A 14,674-nucleotide genomic window follows, 5' to 3' on the forward strand; every position below is an offset into this window, starting at 1 on the left:
GATCTCCGAGGGTTGCGCCCGTCGCCCGGCCTCACCTGACCGGACCGGTCCGCGTTCGCGGCCCGCGACCGACAGTGCTGCGGTCGCGGGGTCCCGGCGTCAGCGGGTGCAGTTGATGAGCGCCCGCACCTGGTAGAGGCCCGGCCACGGCTGCGTCGCGAAGTTCCCGCCAGGGCTGCACTGGGTGGCCGGATCGAACCCGTCCGCGCTGGCCAGGGCCCATGCGTTGGTCGTGGCGTAGGACAGCGCGGTGAAGTAGTTGTTGTTCATCCCGGTGCCCACGTAGGACCTGGTTTCGGCGGCCTGAGCCGGACCTGCGGCGAGGATGGACGTGGACAACGCACCGACCATCACGGTGGCTGCGGCGATCCGACGAAGTGCGGGCATGCGGGCTCCTCTGGCTCGATCCGACGCCCGATCTTGGCAGAGGAATAGACGTATCGACAAGCGCTGGGATGGAGCCGACACCCGTCGGCCCAGCCCCACGAACAAGGAGACGATCATGGGTTTCACCCCGCTGGCCGGTACCCGGGCGCCGGTCCGGGTCTGGACGGACCCGTACGCGATCGAGGCGCAGGCGGCCCGGCAGCTGCGCAACATCGGCGCGCTGCCCTGGGTGCAGGGCGTCGCGGTGATGCCGGACGTGCACTTCGGCAAGGGCGCGACGGTCGGCTCGGTCATCGCCATGCGGCAGGCCGTCTCGCCGGCCGCGGCCGGCGTGGACATCGGGTGCGGCATGTCCGCGGTGCGCACCTCGCTCACCGCCGCCGACCTGCCCGACGACCTCGGGCCGCTGCGGTCGGCGATCGAGGCCGCGATCCCGGTCGGTTTCGCGATGCGCGACGACGCGGTCGACCCGCGTCGGGTCCGGGGTCTGGAGCAGGCCGGCTGGGACGACTTCTGGCGCCGGTTCGGCACGCTCGACCGGAAGGTGGCGCAGCTCGAGACGCGGGCGCAGCGGCAGCTCGGCACGCTCGGCGGCGGCAACCACTTCATCGAGGTCTGCCTGGAGCAGGGCGGCCCGGACGACGGCCGGGTCTGGCTGATGCTGCACTCCGGTTCCCGCAACATCGGCAAGGAGCTGGCCGAGCGGCACATGGCGGTGGCGCGCGGGCTGCCGCACAACACCGACCTGCCCGACCGTGACCTGGCGGTCTTCCTGGCCGGCACGCCGGAGATGGACGCGTACCGCCGGGACCTGTGGTGGGCGCAGGAGTACGCGCGGCGCAACCGGGCGGTCATGTTGGCCCTGCTCTGCCAGGTGGTCCGGGACGCGTTCCCGCGGGTCGGCTACGACGAGCCGATCTCCTGCCACCACAACTACGTGGCCGAGGAGCGGTACGACGGGGTGGAGGTGTTGGTGACGCGGAAGGGGGCGATCCGGGCCGGCGACGGCGACCTGGGCATCATCCCCGGCTCGATGGGCACCGGCTCGTACATCGTGCGCGGCAAGGGCAACCCCGACGCGTACTGCTCGGCGTCGCACGGGGCGGGGCGGCGGATGTCGCGGGGGCAGGCGAAGCGGACGTTCAGCACGGCCGACCTGGCCGCGCAGACCGCCGGCGTGGAGTGCCGCAAGGACGCCGGGGTGGTCGACGAGATCCCGGCCGCCTACAAGGACATCACCGAGGTGATGGCCCAGCAGGAGGACCTGGTCGAGGTGGTCGCCCACCTCAAGCAGGTCGTCTGCGTGAAGGGCTGACCGGTAGGGCCGGCGTCGGGGGGCGCCGGCCCTACCGGGTACGACGGGCGACGCGCACGCCGATGGCGACGGCGCCGATGACGAGCAGGGCGGACAGGAACTGGAGGCCGCGGGAGTCGTCGGCTTCCCCGTACCCGAAGCCGGCGACGCCGAGCGCGGCGGCGAGCAGGGCCACGGCGGTGAGGGCGGGTCTCATCGGTCCTCCTCGTCGGCGACCCATTCGAGTAGGTCGCCGGGTTGGCAGTCGAGCACCCGGCACATGGCCTCCAGGGTGCTGAAGCGGACGGCCTTGGCGCGGCCGTTCTTCAGCACCGCGACGTTGGCCGGGGTGAGCCCGACCCGTTCGGCGAACTCGCCGACGCTCATCTTGCGTTTGGCCAGCTCGACGTCGATGCGCACGACGATGGGCATCAGATCACCGCTTCCATGTCGGTGCGCAGCGTGGTGGCCTGCCGCAGCAGCGCGCGCATCACGACCATCAGCAGCCCCAGCACGCTGACGCCGGTGGTGAGCAGGAACAGCAGCAGCGGCAGGCCCGGGTCGTCGGCGTGGAGGCCGACGTAGAGGAAGACGCCGACCAGCACCACCCAGGCGGCGGCGACCGCCCAGACGATGCCGTCGACCCAGGCCAGGGACGCCTCGGTGAAGATGCGGTCGGTCCGGACCAGGGTGAGCAGCTGCCAGGTGCAGACGATCACCACCTGCACGCAGAGCACCCAGAACACCGTGACGGCGGTGGCCGGCCAGCGCAGGTACGCCATCTCCGGGTTCTCCCGGGCCAGGTGGGCGAACTGCCCGGGCAGCGACATGGTCTGGAACAGGACCAGGATGCCGAACAGCAGGACGAGGAAGGCGCGGAGTGCCGTCACTGCGCGCTCGGTAGTCACCATGTATCGACTATCGCTCGTAACCTATCGAAAGTCAATCGGTTCGGGTTTCAGTCGTGCACCGGATGCTCGGCCTGGAAGGCGAGCCGGTGGTCCGCGCCGGCGGCCAGGTCGGCGAGCACGTCGTCGAGGTCCAGAAACGTCTGCCAGGGCTCCTGCCCGGTGATGTCGGCGAGCCGGTCCACCACGAGCTGCTCCAGGTCGGTGACCCGGCGGCCCTTCCACACCTTGTCGGCGAGGCTGACCAGCAGATCCTCCAGTTGCACGCCGGGCGAGTGCCAGGCGGCGTGGGTGACCGCGAAGCGGGCCCGCTCCTCGGGCACGCCGAAGCGCAGCAGCAACTGGTAGCCCGCCTCCTCGTGCGCGGACCCGGGACCGGTCAGCTCGGCCGGGTGCTCGACCTTGCCGAGGTCGTGCACCGCGGCGCCGAACAGCACCGCCTGCCGGTCGAACGGGACCGCGGCGAAACGCTCGGCGAACGCGGCGGTGAGGTGCCAGGCGACGTCGTGCACCAGCCGCAGGTGCGCACCGAGCCGGGGCGGCGCGGACACGGCGGCCAGCAGCTCGACCGCCACCCCGGGCAGCGGGAGCAGCGGCGGGTCGCCCGGTTCGGTCAGGGCGCGGCGCAACGCGTCGGAGGTCACCGGGGCGAGGGTACCGGTCGTCGACGCCGCTCACCCCGCGTCCTGACCGAGTGGCCGACGGTGAACGGTCCGCTCGTCCGATCCCCGGGCGTTCGTCCTGTCAGGAGGGTGGAGCGATGTCTACTCACGGGGGATTTCGCATGATCGAGTTGAATCGTCGTACCCTGCTGCGCGCCGCCGCGCTCACCGGCGTGGCCGCCACGACCGGACTGGCCGGCGGGATGGCCGCCGCGACACCGGCCGCCGCCGCCGAGGCCGTCAACGGGCCGTGGCTGGTCAGCGTCGGCTGGGGCGTGCGCCAGGTCGACCCGGGCCACACCACCCCACGATGGCTGCTGGAGGACGGCGACAACGCCAAGACCTCACCGGACGGCCGGTACGTGGCCTGGGTGAACACCGCCTGGTCGGGCGACGGCACGCTGCTGCCGTACGTGGCGGTCCACGACCGGGTCACCGCGCAGAAGCGCACGCTGCTCGCCGACCCGCCCGGCGTCCACTACGGCGCACCCACCTGGTCGCCGGACGGCAGGGAGATCGCCCTGGTCACCGGCGAGCAGGAGGACACGCTGATCGCGGTCGACGTGGCGACCGGCGCCACCCGGGTGCTGGTCCAGGGGCACGTCATGCGGGACCCGGACTGGTCCCGGGACGGCTCCATGATCGTCGTGCAGTGGCGCAGCCGTTCCGAGGGTTGGCAACTGCGCGTGCTGGAGCTGGCGACCGGCACCGCGCGGCGGCTCTACGCGCCGCAGGCGGGCGAGCGGGTCAGCGGGCCGGTGTTCACGCCCGACTCCCAGCGCGTGGTGTTCTGCACCACCCGCTGGTATCCCGACCGGGACACCTACAACCAGTCGTTGGCATCGGTGCGGCTCGGCGGCACCGGGCTGAAGAAGCTCACCGACGAACCGCGGTTCTACCTGTCGCCGGTGTTCTCCCCGGACGGGCGCTACTGCGCCGCGCTGTCCATCCCACCCGCCAACCAGGAATACCCCGACGGCGGCAACATCATCGTCTCCACCAGCGGCTTCGGCGAGCCGTGGTGGATCCCCGGCGACGAGTACGACGACTCCTCCCGGCTGGACTGGGCACGGGCGATCTGACCCACCCGTACGACGCGGCGGCCGGACCACGGCCGCCGCGTCGGCGTATCCGGGGTGGATGTCCCCGCAACCGGGCGCGAGCGGTGCGAGGCTTGAGGCGGACGCCGCCGACGGGGCCGGCGACCGCTGTGGAGGTGTGATGGCCGAGCCGCCCATCGGGACGTCCGCGCACCGCGCGCAGGCGCACGGCCGGCACGCCAACCACCACAGCTACCACGACGGCGCGCAGGTCGACGGGTACGTCGACGACCCGTACCACCGGGTGCGCCGTGCCGTCGCGGCCCGGCTGGTGGCCGACGGGGTGACCGGCGGCGGGCCGGTGCTGGAACTCGGCTGCGGGCCGCGCGGCATGCTCGACCCGGCCGCGCTGCCCGGCCCGCTGGTGCTGGCCGACACGGCCGAGACCGCGCTGGGCACGGCCCGGCGGGCGGCCGGCGGCCGGGCGCTGCCGGTCTGCCTGGACGCCACCCGGGGCCTGCCGTTCCGGGCGGGCAGCTTCGCCGGGCTGCTCGCGGGCGAGCTGATCGAACACGTCTACGATCCGCTCGCGCTGCTGCGGGAGTGCCACCGCGTGCTGGCCCCGGACGGCCTGCTGGTGCTCACCACCCCCAACCTGGCGCCGGTGCAGGACCGGGTGGCGTTCCTCGCCGGCCGGGCGCCGCGCCAGGTCGACCCGCTGCACCCCTACCTCTGGCTGCACATCCGCCCGTTCACCGCGTCGCTGCTGCGGCGCACGCTGCGCAGCGCCGGGTTCCTCCCGCTGGCGATGCGGTCCAACGAGGTCGGTTGGCGGCTGCCGGGCGGCCGGTGGATCACCTCGCGGTGGCTGGCCCGGGCGGCGCCGGGGCTCGGCGGCTCGCTGATCTGCGCCGCCCGCCGGTGCGGCACACCGCCGCCACCGGCGAAACGGGGCGTGATCGCGCATTGACAAAGGGCTATCATGGGGGTTCCGTCGTCGACCGGGGGATGTCATGGCGCGCCTGCTCGGCTGGGTCGTCAGCAATCTCGACGCGTTCATCGGTCTGCTGCTGGCCGTCACGGTCGCCGTCCTCGGCCTGACGAACACCGTCAGTCAGGACGTGGTCAACAGCGCCATCCTGCTGGTCCTCGGCCTGCTCGCCCAGGCGGTGCTGCGCGACCGGCTGCGCCGCCGGACCGCCGAGGAGGAGGTCCGGCAGGTCATGGTGGACGTCCGGGCCCGGCTCACCGACCTGGTCCCGCCGATGTCCGCGCTCACCGGCCCGGAGGGCGCGCTGACCCGCTCCCGTGAGGCGATCCAGAGCGCCTCCATGGTCCGGGTGCTGCACGGCAGCGAGGTCGGCCAGGCGCTCGACGAGGCACGCCAGCACACCGACCGGTGGCACTTCAAGGGCGGCACCGGCACCTACCTGCGCGCCGTCACGCTGCCCGAGTGCCTGAGACACGCCCGCCGCCGCAACGCCACGCTCAGCCTCGCCGTCGAGATCATCGACCCGACCGACGAGGAGGTCTGCGAGCGGTACGCGTGGTTCCGGCGCAGCCTGGAAGCCGACGAGCCGACCGAGCCGAAGGAACCGTGGACGGTCGACCGCACCCGCAAGGAGTCGTACGCGACGGTGCTCGCCGCCTGCTGGCACATGCAGCGTTCCGGCCTGCTCACCGTCGACATCCGGCTCTCCGCGCAGATGACCACGTTCCGCTACGACCTCTCCTCCTCCTGTGTGGTCATCACCCAGGAGAACCCGCAGACGCCGGCGCTGCGCATCGACCGCGGCGAGGTCTACTACAACCGGTTCAACATCGAACTCGACTACAGCCGCCGACAGAGCCGCCGGGTGCCGATCGAGTCCGCCGGCCAGGTCCGCCTCGACGACGAGCCCTCCGTCGAACAGGTCCGCCGGCTGTTCGCCGCGCTCGGGCTGACGCTGCCCCGGTCCTTCGGCGACCGGGAGGTCGGCGACATCGTGCGCAAGGCCCTCCAGGCGAGGAACCCGTACGCATGACCAGCTACGCCGACCTGGCACGGGAGATCGACCGGGGCACCCGGCCGGAGCTGCTGCGCGCCTGGGTGCTGGACGTGCTCGCCGACGTCGCCGACGGACGCCGCCCGCTGCGCGCGGTCCGGCACCCGCTCGGCTTCACCTGCCTGCCGGTGGAGCGCGACGGCCCCGACGGGATCTGCGTGCACGCGTGGCCGGCCGACCCGCCGCCGGTGCGCCCGACCACCTCGACCATGCACTCGCACAGCTGGGACCTGCTCAGCCACGTGCTGCACGGCACGGTCCGCAACGAGCTGATCGACGTCACCGACGCGCCCGCCGACCCGTCGTGGCGGATCTACGAGGTGCACAGCCTCGGCGAGGTCGACGAGGTGGCCGCCACCGACCGGCTGGTCACCGCGATGACCGCCACCGTGGAGACGCACTCTGCCGGCGACTCGTACGCGCTGCGCGCCGGCGGCTTCCACACCTCGGAGGTCACCGCCGGCGTGCCGGCGGTGACCGTGGCGCTCGGCCGGACCACACCCGGCGCGTGCGACCTGAGCCTCGGCGCGGTGGACGGGCGCAGCCACCGGGTTCGCCGGGACCGCTGCGACACGGCGGAGACCGCACGGATGGCGCGCCAGATCGCGCGACTGGTGGCACGGGGCTGACTGGCTGGAGGAGCCATGGACGTGGAGCCGAACAGGGGCGGGCCCGACCTGCGCGACGCGCACCGGTTCGCGGTGGAGGCCGCCCGGGCGGCCGGCCGGCTGCTGCGCCGGGGCATCCGGGGCGAGGTGCACGCCCGGGCCAAGGACGACTCCGGCGACCTGGTCACCGACCTCGACCTGGCCGCCGAGCGGCTGATCGTCGACCGCATCCGGGCCCGCTGGCCGGAGCACGGGGTGATCGCCGAGGAGGGCGGTGAGTACGCCCCGGACACCACCTGGGCGTGGCTGGTCGACCCGCTCGACGGCACCAACAACGTGGCGATCGGCCTGCCGGCGTACGTGGTGGGCATCGCGCTGTGCGAGCGCGGCTCACCGGTGCTCGGCGTGGTGCACGACCCGGTCGCCGGCCGGACCTGGTCGGCGCGGCGCGGCCACGGCGCGTTCGTGCACGACTCGGACCCGGCCGGGCGTCCGCTGCGCGCCGCCCACCGGCCGGTGCCGGCCGCGCCGGTGCTGGCCTGGACCCAGGGCCACGGGGTACGCCGCGACGACAGCACCGCCCGGGCGTTGAAGGTCGTGCTCGACACCACCGCCCGCCGGGTGCTGCAACTGTGGGCGCCGCTGTTGTCCTGGGTGATGCTGGCCCGGGGCGACATCGACGGCATCGTCGGCTACCGCCCCGAGGCGGTCGACCTGCCGGCCGGAATGCTGCTGGCCGTCGAGGCCGGCATGGTGGTCCGCGCGCTGGACGGCGGCACGTTCGACGACCGCTACGGATGCCCGGCCGACCGGCGCAGCTTCGTGGCCGGCCCGCCGGAGACGATCGACCGGCTGGTCAAACTGGTCACCGCGGCACAGTGGATCGAACCGCAGGTCCGCCAACTCACCCCGATCAGCCTCGGCACGGTCGGTTGGTGAGCATGCACGTCCCCTTGGCTGCCTGCCGGCCACCGGCCGCAGCCGCCGGCTGACCTCCGCGTTCAGGCCACGGCCAGCTCGGCGAACCACCGGCCGCCCGCCGGGCGCAGGTCCCGCACGGACAGCCCGGCGTCCGTGGCCGGGCCGTGCACCGCCCGGGTGTCCAGCCGCGCCCAGCCGAAGCTGGGTCCCCGGCGCCGGCCGGAGACCACGTGCGCCCGGCCCTGCCAGGTGCCGCTTCCGGGCGGGTCCAGCTCGACCAGCACGGTGCCCTCCGGGTGCAGCAGTTCCCGGCACCGGCGCAGCAGCCGTGCCGGGTCGCCGCCGATGCCGATGTTGCCGTCCAACAGCACGACGTGCCGCCACCGGCCCTCGGCCGGCAGCGGGTCGAACAGGTCGGCGCGCACCGCGACCGCGCCGCGCGCCCGGGTCAGCGCCACCGCCCGTGGGCAGACGTCGACGCCGAGCGCGGCCAGGCCGGCCCGGGCGAGCGCCGCGGTGAGCCGGCCCGGCCCGCACCCCAGGTCCAGCGCCGGGCCGTGGCAGCGGGCCACCACCGTGGCGGTCGCCGCCTCCGCCGGGCCGTGCCACCGCTCCACCGGCAGCCGTCGGCGAACGCCGTCGGCCTGCACCAGCCAGTGGCTGCCGGCGCGCTCGCGCAGCGCGGTGCCGAAGGCCTCCACACCCGCCGGCACGCTGGTCGCGCTCGCCGGGCTGGTCCGGGTTCGCGCCTGGAGGGCTCGCAGGCCCGGCTCGCTCCTCGCGCTCACCGGGAACCGCCCGCCGTCAGCGTCGGCCGCAGCGCGGCGACCTCACGGGCGAACCGGCTGCCGGGGATAGTCTGGGCCACCGCCCGGGCGTCGGCCCAGTCGTCCACGTCGCGCAGCGCGGGCAGGGCACCCACCCGCAGGCCCGCGCCGAGCAACGCCGCGTAGGTGAGCCGGCCGGTGTCGGCGGTGGACATCGGCACCGCGCGCAGCGCCGCCGCCCGGCGCGGGTCGCGCAACCCCAGCGCCCACCAGCCGCCGTCCGCCGCCGGGCCGAGCACCGCCTCGACGCCGGGCGCCGACAACCGGCGTACGCCGTCGGCGAGCAGCGCCGGCGTCACCTGCGGGGTGTCCATGCCGATCTGGAGCACCGGCCGCCCCGGGTACGCGTGCGCCACGTCGGCGTGCGCGTGGGCGAGCCGGTCGGCGAAGCCGTCGCCCCGCTGCGGCAACACCGGCCAGCCGGCGACCGTGGCGGCGAGTTCCACGCCGTCCTCGGCGTCGGCCAGGCATCCGGCCAGCGCCAGCACCGGCGTCACACCCCCGGTGGCGGCGACCGCGTCCAGCGTGTCGCGCAGCGCGGCGGCGGCGATCCGGGCCGCCTGCGCCGGGGTGGCCGGCGGGCACAGCCGCGTCTTGACCGCGCCCGGCACCGGGGCCTTCGCCACCACCAGCAGGACGGTCACCGCCGGCCGTCCACAGTGCGCAGCACGGTGAGGAAATCGCGGGTGGCCCGGACCGTGCCGCGTACCGAGCCGGACACCTTGGACTTCGTGCCGGCGGCGCGCGGGGCGTAGCGGACGTCGTGCTCGTGGATCCGCCAGCCGGCCGCCGCCGCCCGGATCATCAGCTCCAGCGGGTAGCCGAACGCCCGGTCGGTGACGCCGAGCGCCAGCAACGCCTCGCGGCGGGCCACCCGGATCGGGCTGAGGTCGCGCAACGGCACCCCACGCTGTCGCAGCAGCGCGGCGACCAGCGCGGTGCCGGCCCGCGCGTGCCACGGCCAGGCACCGGCCGACACCGGCCGGCGGCGCCCCACCGCCAGGTCGGCCGTGCCGGCCGCGACCGGGGCGACCAGCGCCGGCAGCTCCGCCGGGTCGAACGAGCCGTCCGCGTCCAGGACGCAGACCAGCTCGGTCCCGGCGGCCTCCAGCCCGGTGTGCACGGCCGCGCCGTATCCGCGACGCGGTTCGTGCACCACCCGGGCGCCGTGCCGGGCGGCCACCTCGGGAGAGCCGTCCCGGGAGCCGTTGTCCACCACGATCGCCCGGTAGCCCGGCGGCAGCGCGTTCAGCACCCCGGGCAGGGCGGCGGCCTCGTCCAGGCACGGCAGCACCACGTCGATCTGTGTCCGCATGCCGCCGACGCTAGGCGGACCGCCGCCGGACCGACCCCTCGATCGTGCTTACGGAACCGTTACGAGCAGGCATTTCTTACCATCCCGTGACAGTCCGGCGGTTGCGGTCCCGTCCGGCGTCGGCCGTCCGTATCGTGCGGTCGTCATGAGATCCGCACCCACGCTGCGCCGCGCCCCCGCCGCGGACCGGACCCGCTCCCCGCACCGGGGGGACCTGGTCGCGGTCACGGTCGAGGCGGTGTTGCTCGCCGCCGCCGTCGTGGTCGGGCTGGTGCTCAACCGGCGCGGCGTGGGCCTGCACGCCGACGCGGCGCCGCTGTACGCCACCTGGCGTCCGCACGTCGGTTGGGGCACGCCGCTCGCGGTGCTGGTCGCGCTGGCCGTGCTCGGGCCGGGGCTGCGCTGGGCGCGGACCGCCCAGTGGAAGCCGCTGCTGGCCGCCGGCTGGCTGGCGGCGGTGGCCTGGACGCTGGCGCTGGCCCTGGTGGACGGGTGGACGGCCGGGCTGACCCGGCGGTTGACCCCGCAGGCGGAGTACCTGCACGAGGTGCCCGGGGTGACCGACATTCCCCGCATGTTGGCCGGCTTCACCGATCGCATCCTGGACTTCCAACCCGACTCCTGGTCCACCCACACCGCCGGTCACCCACCGGGCGCGCTGCTGGTCTTCGTCTGGCTGGACCGGGTCGGGCTGGGCGGGGGCGCCGCCGCGGCGCTCTGCTGCGTGCTGGTCGGCGCGACCGTGGTGGTCTCCGTGCCGGTCACGCTGCGCGCGCTGGGCGCCGCCGACGCGGCCCGGGCGGTGCTGCCGTTCCTGGTGCTGCTGCCCGGCGCGGTGTGGCTGGGTGCCTCCGCCGACGCGGTGTTCACCGGCGTGGTCGCCGCCGGGCTGGCGCTCCTGGCGGTACGCGGACCGCTCGCCGCGCTCGCCGGCGGCCTGCTGCTCGGCTTCGCGCTACACCTGTCGTACGGGTTCGTGCTGGTCGGCGCGCTGGCGGTGACCGTGCTGGCGCTACGCCCCGACCGTCGCCGGGCCGCCCTGGTCGCCGCCACCGCCGGCGTCACGGCCGTCACCGCGCTGTTCGTCCTGGCCGGCTTCCGCTGGTGGGAGGGGTACGACCGGGTGGTCGAGCGCTACTACCAGGGCTGGGCGGCCGACCGCCCGTACGCGTACTGGGTGTGGGCGAACCTGGCGGCGTTGCTGCTCTGCGCCGGGCCGGTGCTCGGCCCGGCGCTGCGCCGTGCCGTCGTCGCGGCGCGCGCCGCCCGTCCGGCCCCCGGCGCGGTCGGCGTTCCGCGTAGCGGGTGGCCCGGGCGGCTGGTCGGGCTCGGGCCGACGGTGCTGCTGCCGGCCGCCGCCGCGCTGGTGGTGGCCGCCGCCGACCTGTCCGGGATGAGCAAGGCCGAGGTGGAGCGGATCTGGTTGCCGTTCGTGGTCTGGCTGCTCGTCGCCGCCGCGCACCTGCCCCCGGCGACCCGCCGCCGCTGGCTCGCCGCCCAGGCCCTGACCGCCCTCCTCGTCAACCACCTCCTCCTCACCGTCTCCTGACCCCCGCCCCGCCACCCGCCCCCTCCGACGATCACGGCCGCGCAGTTTCCCGGAAAGAGTGGCTAACGCGGGCGGTATTGCCACTCTTTCCGGGAAACTGCGGCGCGAGAGGGTCAGGCGGGTTGGGGGGAGAGGGCGGCGGGGGAGCGGAGAGGGTCGGTGGCGAAGGCGGTCACGCCGTCGGTGAACGTGACCCGGGCGGTGAAGCCGAGCAGGTCGCGGGCGCGGGACGGGTCGGCCACCACGTGCCGGACGTCGGCCGACCGCGCGCCGCCGGCGATCTCCGGTTCGGGGCCGCCCATGGCCCGGGCCAGCGCGGTCGCCAGGTCACCCACGGTGTGCGGCTCGCCGGAGCAGACGTTCACCGGCACCAGGCCGTCCGGTGGCGGCGCGGTCAACGCCAGCAGGTTCGCCCGGGCCACGTCGGTGACGTGCACGAAGTCCCGCCGCTGCCGGCCGTCCTCCAGCACGACCGGCGCGCGTCCGGCGGCCAGCGCCGAGCGGAACAGCGAGGCCACCCCGGCGTACGGGGTGTCGCGGGGCATCCGGGGGCCGTAGACGTTGTGGTAGCGCAGCGCCCACACGCCGCCGCCGGTCTGCCGGGCCCACGCCGCGGCGTAGTGCTCCTGGGCGAGCTTGCTGGCCGCGTACGTGCTGCGCGGCTCCAGCGGAGCGTCCTCGGGCACCAGCGCCGGGGCGAGCGTGTCGCCGCAGCCGGGGCAGGGCGGGTCGTAGCGGCCTGCGGCCAGGTCGGCGGCGCGGCGCGCGGCGGGACGCACCACCCCGTGCCGTACGCAGGTGTAACGACCCTCGCCGTAGACCACCATCGAGCTGGCCAGCACCAGCCGGCGTACCCCGGACCGGTGCATGGCGGCCAGCAGTTGCGCTGTGCCGAGATCGTTGTGCGCGGCGTAGTCCGGCGCGTCGGACGGGTCGAGCCCGTGCCCGACCATGGCCGCCTGGTGGCAGACCGCGTCCACGCCGGACAGCAGCCGGTCCAGCAGCCCGGCGTCGCGGACGTCGCCGACTGTCGGGTCGTGCCGCCGGGACCATTCCGGCAGCGCGCCGCCGTGCGCCTGCGGCAGCAGCGCGTCCAGGCAGACCGGCTCGTGGCCCTCGGCCGCCAACAGGTCGGCGATCTGCGATCCGATGAAGCCGGCCGCGCCGGTGACCAGTACCCGCATACCGTCCCACGCTAGGGCACCCGGGTCGGGCCGGAGACGCGTTCACGTCGAACGTCAGCGGTCCGTAAGGACGACGGTGGTAAGGCTTCGGTAATGCGGCAAACGCCGTCGCGGGCCGCCGGCGGCGTCTAACGTCCCATCCCGGAAGCGCCGGCCGCCGGTCGGCCCCGCCGCCGAAGGAGGTGCCGTGCCCACCGACGACCCGCCGCCGGGGTATGCCGCGCCGGCCCGGTTCTGGCGTGCCCTGGACCGTCACCGTCCACCGGGCGTGGACGCCGCCGACCGGGCCTGGCGCAGTCCGGTACGCGGACCGTGGCTGACCTCCGTGCTGGGCGCCGTGCTGCTGGCCGCCCTGCCGCTGGTGATCGTCACCGGGCTGCTCGACTGGATCGCCTACGGCCCCCGTTTCGGCCAGGCGTTCCCCCGGGACGTGGGGTGGCTGCACCCGCCGGTGTTCGACTGGCCGACCCGGCCGGCGTGGCTGTTCCGGGTCACGCAGGGGCTGCACGTGACGCTCGGGATCGTGCTGGTGCCGGTGGTGCTGGCCAAGCTCTGGTCGGTGGTGCCGAAGCTGTTCGCCTGGCCGCCCGCCCGTTCCGCCGCGCAGGTGCTGGAGCGGCTGTCGTTGCTGCTGCTGGTCGGCGGCATCCTGTTCCAGAGCGCGACCGGCCTGCTCAACATCCAGTACGCGTACCTGTTCGGCTTCGACTTCTACACCGCGCACTGGTTCGGCGCCTGGATCTTCACGGCGGCGCTGGTGGTGCACGTGGCGGTCAAGCTGCCCCGGCTGGTGACCGCGCTGCGCGGGCCGGGCTTCGCGCGTACCCCGGCGGCCCGGACCCGGCCGGAGCCGGCGGACCCGGACGGCCTGGTGGCCCGACGCCCCGGCCCGGTCACCATGAGCCGTCGCGGCGTGCTGGCGCTGGCCGGCGGCGGCGCGCTGTTGCTGGCCGCGCTGACCGTGGGGCAGAGCGTGGACGCGCTGCGGGGCACCGCGTTGCTGCTGCCGCGCGGCCGGCGGGTCGGCGACGGGCCGACGGGTTTCCCGGTCAACCGCAGCGCCGCCGCGGCCGGCGTCACGCCGGACCGGACCGGGTCGGGCTGGTCGCTGACGCTGCGCGCCGGCGACCGGACGGAGACGCTCGACCGCGACCGGCTGCTCGCGCTGCCGCAGCACACCGCCACGCTGCCGATCGCCTGCGTGGAGGGCTGGTCGACGTCGCAGACCTGGACCGGGGTACGCCTACGGGACCTCGCCGCGCAGGTCGGCGCCGTGGATCCCGCCGCGGCGCGGGTCCGCTCGCTGGAACGCGGCGGGCTGTTCAGCCGGGCCACCCTGCACGGCGGCCAGGTCACCGACGCGGACGCGCTGCTCGCGCTGCGGGTCAACGGCGTCGACCTGAGCCTCGACCACGGTTTCCCGGCCCGGATCGTGGTGCCGGCGCTGCCCGGTGTGCACTGCACCAAGTGGGTCGAGGAGATCGAGTTCGATGGCTGAGGTCCGGCGGGCGTACGGCGCGGCGTGGTGGCACCTGGCACTCCTGGTCGGCTGCTTCGCGGTGACCGGCTGGATCGCGCTGCGGCTGGCCGGCGAGCCGACCGCGGGCCGGATGCTGCTCTGGTTCGTCGGCGCGGTGGTCGCCCACGACCTGGTGCTGTTCCCGGCGTACGCGACCCTCGACCGGCTGCTGCGGCGCGCCGGACCGTCGGCGCGCAACCACGTGCGGGTGCCGGCGTACGGCGCGGCGCTGCTGTTCGGCCTCTTCCTGCCCGGGGTGCTCGGGCTCGGTGACGGCACGTACTCGGCGGCCACCGGACTGACACCCGAACCGCTGCTCGGCCGCTGGCTGGTGCTCAGCGCCGTGCTGTTCGCCGTGAGCGGGCTGCTCTATGCGGTCCGTCGGCTGCGCCACCGTGGACGCTGACCGCGAGGC

18 protein-coding genes are annotated in these 14,674 nt (G+C 74.9%); 9 read left to right on the forward strand and 9 right to left on the reverse strand.

All coding sequences use genetic code 11. The features are described from left to right. Positions 1-99: 99 nt before the first annotated feature. The gene (locus VKK44_RS12375) at positions 100-387 is read right to left on the reverse strand and encodes a hypothetical protein (RefSeq protein ID WP_343447076.1); all 288 of its coding nucleotides are present in this window, start codon (positions 385-387) and stop codon (positions 100-102) included. Between the two features lie 115 nt (positions 388-502). Between VKK44_RS12375 and VKK44_RS12380 the strand changes: the two genes are divergently transcribed. Continuing rightward, positions 503-1,702, forward strand: a complete 1,200-nt coding sequence (locus VKK44_RS12380) for an RtcB family protein (RefSeq protein ID WP_343447077.1) — start codon at positions 503-505, stop codon at positions 1,700-1,702. A 31-nt stretch (positions 1,703-1,733) separates the two neighbouring features. On the opposite strand, the gene VKK44_RS12385 is transcribed toward VKK44_RS12380, so the two are convergent. From VKK44_RS12385 to VKK44_RS12400, 4 genes are read right to left on the reverse strand one after another with little or no spacing between them, the layout of a single operon-like run. Beyond that, positions 1,734-1,898 (reverse strand): hypothetical protein, encoded by a 165-nt coding sequence (locus VKK44_RS12385; RefSeq protein ID WP_343447078.1) that lies wholly within the window; start codon positions 1,896-1,898, stop codon positions 1,734-1,736. Next, positions 1,895-2,113, reverse strand: coding sequence for a helix-turn-helix domain-containing protein (locus tag VKK44_RS12390; RefSeq protein WP_013286536.1), 219 nt, complete (start codon positions 2,111-2,113; stop codon positions 1,895-1,897). Before VKK44_RS12390 ends, VKK44_RS12385 begins: the two co-directional genes overlap by 4 nt. Beyond that, complete coding sequence (locus VKK44_RS12395; protein WP_343447079.1) at positions 2,113-2,592, reverse strand: DUF2975 domain-containing protein; 480 nt, start codon at positions 2,590-2,592, stop codon at positions 2,113-2,115. Before VKK44_RS12395 ends, VKK44_RS12390 begins: the two co-directional genes overlap by 1 nt. A gap of 47 nt (positions 2,593-2,639) precedes the next feature. Next, positions 2,640-3,233, reverse strand: coding sequence for an HD domain-containing protein (locus tag VKK44_RS12400; protein WP_343447080.1), 594 nt, complete (start codon positions 3,231-3,233; stop codon positions 2,640-2,642). A 140-nt stretch (positions 3,234-3,373) separates the two neighbouring features. Between VKK44_RS12400 and VKK44_RS12405 the strand changes: the two genes are divergently transcribed. The 5 genes from VKK44_RS12405 to VKK44_RS12425 all read left to right on the forward strand — a co-directional run bounded on the left by VKK44_RS12405 (position 3,374) and on the right by VKK44_RS12425 (position 7,883). Further along, positions 3,374-4,333: an LpqB family beta-propeller domain-containing protein gene (locus VKK44_RS12405; RefSeq protein WP_343447081.1), complete on the forward strand. Its 960-nt coding sequence runs from the start codon at positions 3,374-3,376 to the stop codon at positions 4,331-4,333. A 139-nt stretch (positions 4,334-4,472) separates the two neighbouring features. Further along, entirely contained in the window at positions 4,473-5,261 is a 789-nt protein-coding gene (locus VKK44_RS12410; protein ID WP_343447082.1) for a class I SAM-dependent methyltransferase, read from the forward strand. Positions 5,262-5,304: 43 nt separating this feature from the next. Continuing rightward, complete coding sequence (locus VKK44_RS12415) at positions 5,305-6,315, forward strand: hypothetical protein (RefSeq protein ID WP_343447083.1); 1,011 nt, start codon at positions 5,305-5,307, stop codon at positions 6,313-6,315. Further along, complete coding sequence (locus tag VKK44_RS12420) at positions 6,312-6,965, forward strand: sulfurtransferase TusA family protein (protein ID WP_343447084.1); 654 nt, start codon at positions 6,312-6,314, stop codon at positions 6,963-6,965. Before VKK44_RS12415 ends, VKK44_RS12420 begins: the two co-directional genes overlap by 4 nt. A gap of 15 nt (positions 6,966-6,980) precedes the next feature. Next, complete coding sequence (locus VKK44_RS12425) at positions 6,981-7,883, forward strand: inositol monophosphatase family protein (RefSeq protein ID WP_343447085.1); 903 nt, start codon at positions 6,981-6,983, stop codon at positions 7,881-7,883. Positions 7,884-7,945: 62 nt separating this feature from the next. Here VKK44_RS12425 and VKK44_RS12430 read toward each other — a convergent pair whose 3' ends face one another. From VKK44_RS12430 to VKK44_RS12440, 3 genes are read right to left on the reverse strand one after another with little or no spacing between them, the layout of a single operon-like run. After that, entirely contained in the window at positions 7,946-8,653 is a 708-nt protein-coding gene (locus VKK44_RS12430; protein WP_458351639.1) for a methyltransferase domain-containing protein, read from the reverse strand. Continuing rightward, positions 8,650-9,336, reverse strand: coding sequence for a TIGR04282 family arsenosugar biosynthesis glycosyltransferase (locus tag VKK44_RS12435; RefSeq protein ID WP_343447086.1), 687 nt, complete (start codon positions 9,334-9,336; stop codon positions 8,650-8,652). Before VKK44_RS12435 ends, VKK44_RS12430 begins: the two co-directional genes overlap by 4 nt. Next, positions 9,333-10,007, reverse strand: coding sequence for a glycosyltransferase family 2 protein (locus VKK44_RS12440; RefSeq protein WP_343447087.1), 675 nt, complete (start codon positions 10,005-10,007; stop codon positions 9,333-9,335). The genes VKK44_RS12435 and VKK44_RS12440 overlap by 4 nt, the downstream gene beginning before the upstream one ends. A 145-nt stretch (positions 10,008-10,152) precedes the next feature. Here VKK44_RS12440 and VKK44_RS12445 point away from each other — a divergent pair, with 145 nt between their 5' ends. Beyond that, the gene (locus VKK44_RS12445) at positions 10,153-11,556 is read left to right on the forward strand and encodes a hypothetical protein (RefSeq protein WP_343447088.1); all 1,404 of its coding nucleotides are present in this window, start codon (positions 10,153-10,155) and stop codon (positions 11,554-11,556) included. 113 nt (positions 11,557-11,669) lie between these two features. On the opposite strand, the gene VKK44_RS12450 is transcribed toward VKK44_RS12445, so the two are convergent. Continuing rightward, on the reverse strand, positions 11,670-12,740 hold the full coding sequence (locus VKK44_RS12450; protein WP_343447089.1) for an NAD-dependent epimerase/dehydratase family protein: 1,071 nt from the start codon (positions 12,738-12,740) through the stop codon (positions 11,670-11,672). A 187-nt stretch (positions 12,741-12,927) separates the two neighbouring features. On the opposite strand from VKK44_RS12450, the gene VKK44_RS12455 reads away from it, so the two are divergent. Next, a complete protein-coding gene (locus VKK44_RS12455) occupies positions 12,928-14,238 on the forward strand; it encodes a molybdopterin-dependent oxidoreductase (RefSeq protein WP_343447090.1) in 1,311 nt (436 codons plus the stop codon). Next, complete coding sequence (locus VKK44_RS12460; protein ID WP_343447091.1) at positions 14,231-14,665, forward strand: hypothetical protein; 435 nt, start codon at positions 14,231-14,233, stop codon at positions 14,663-14,665. Before VKK44_RS12455 ends, VKK44_RS12460 begins: the two co-directional genes overlap by 8 nt. The last annotated feature ends 9 nt before the right edge of the window (positions 14,666-14,674 follow it).

The sequence above is a fragment of the Micromonospora sp. DSM 45708 genome (genome assembly GCF_039566955.1).
Classification (GTDB): Bacteria; Actinomycetota; Actinomycetes; order Mycobacteriales; family Micromonosporaceae; genus Micromonospora.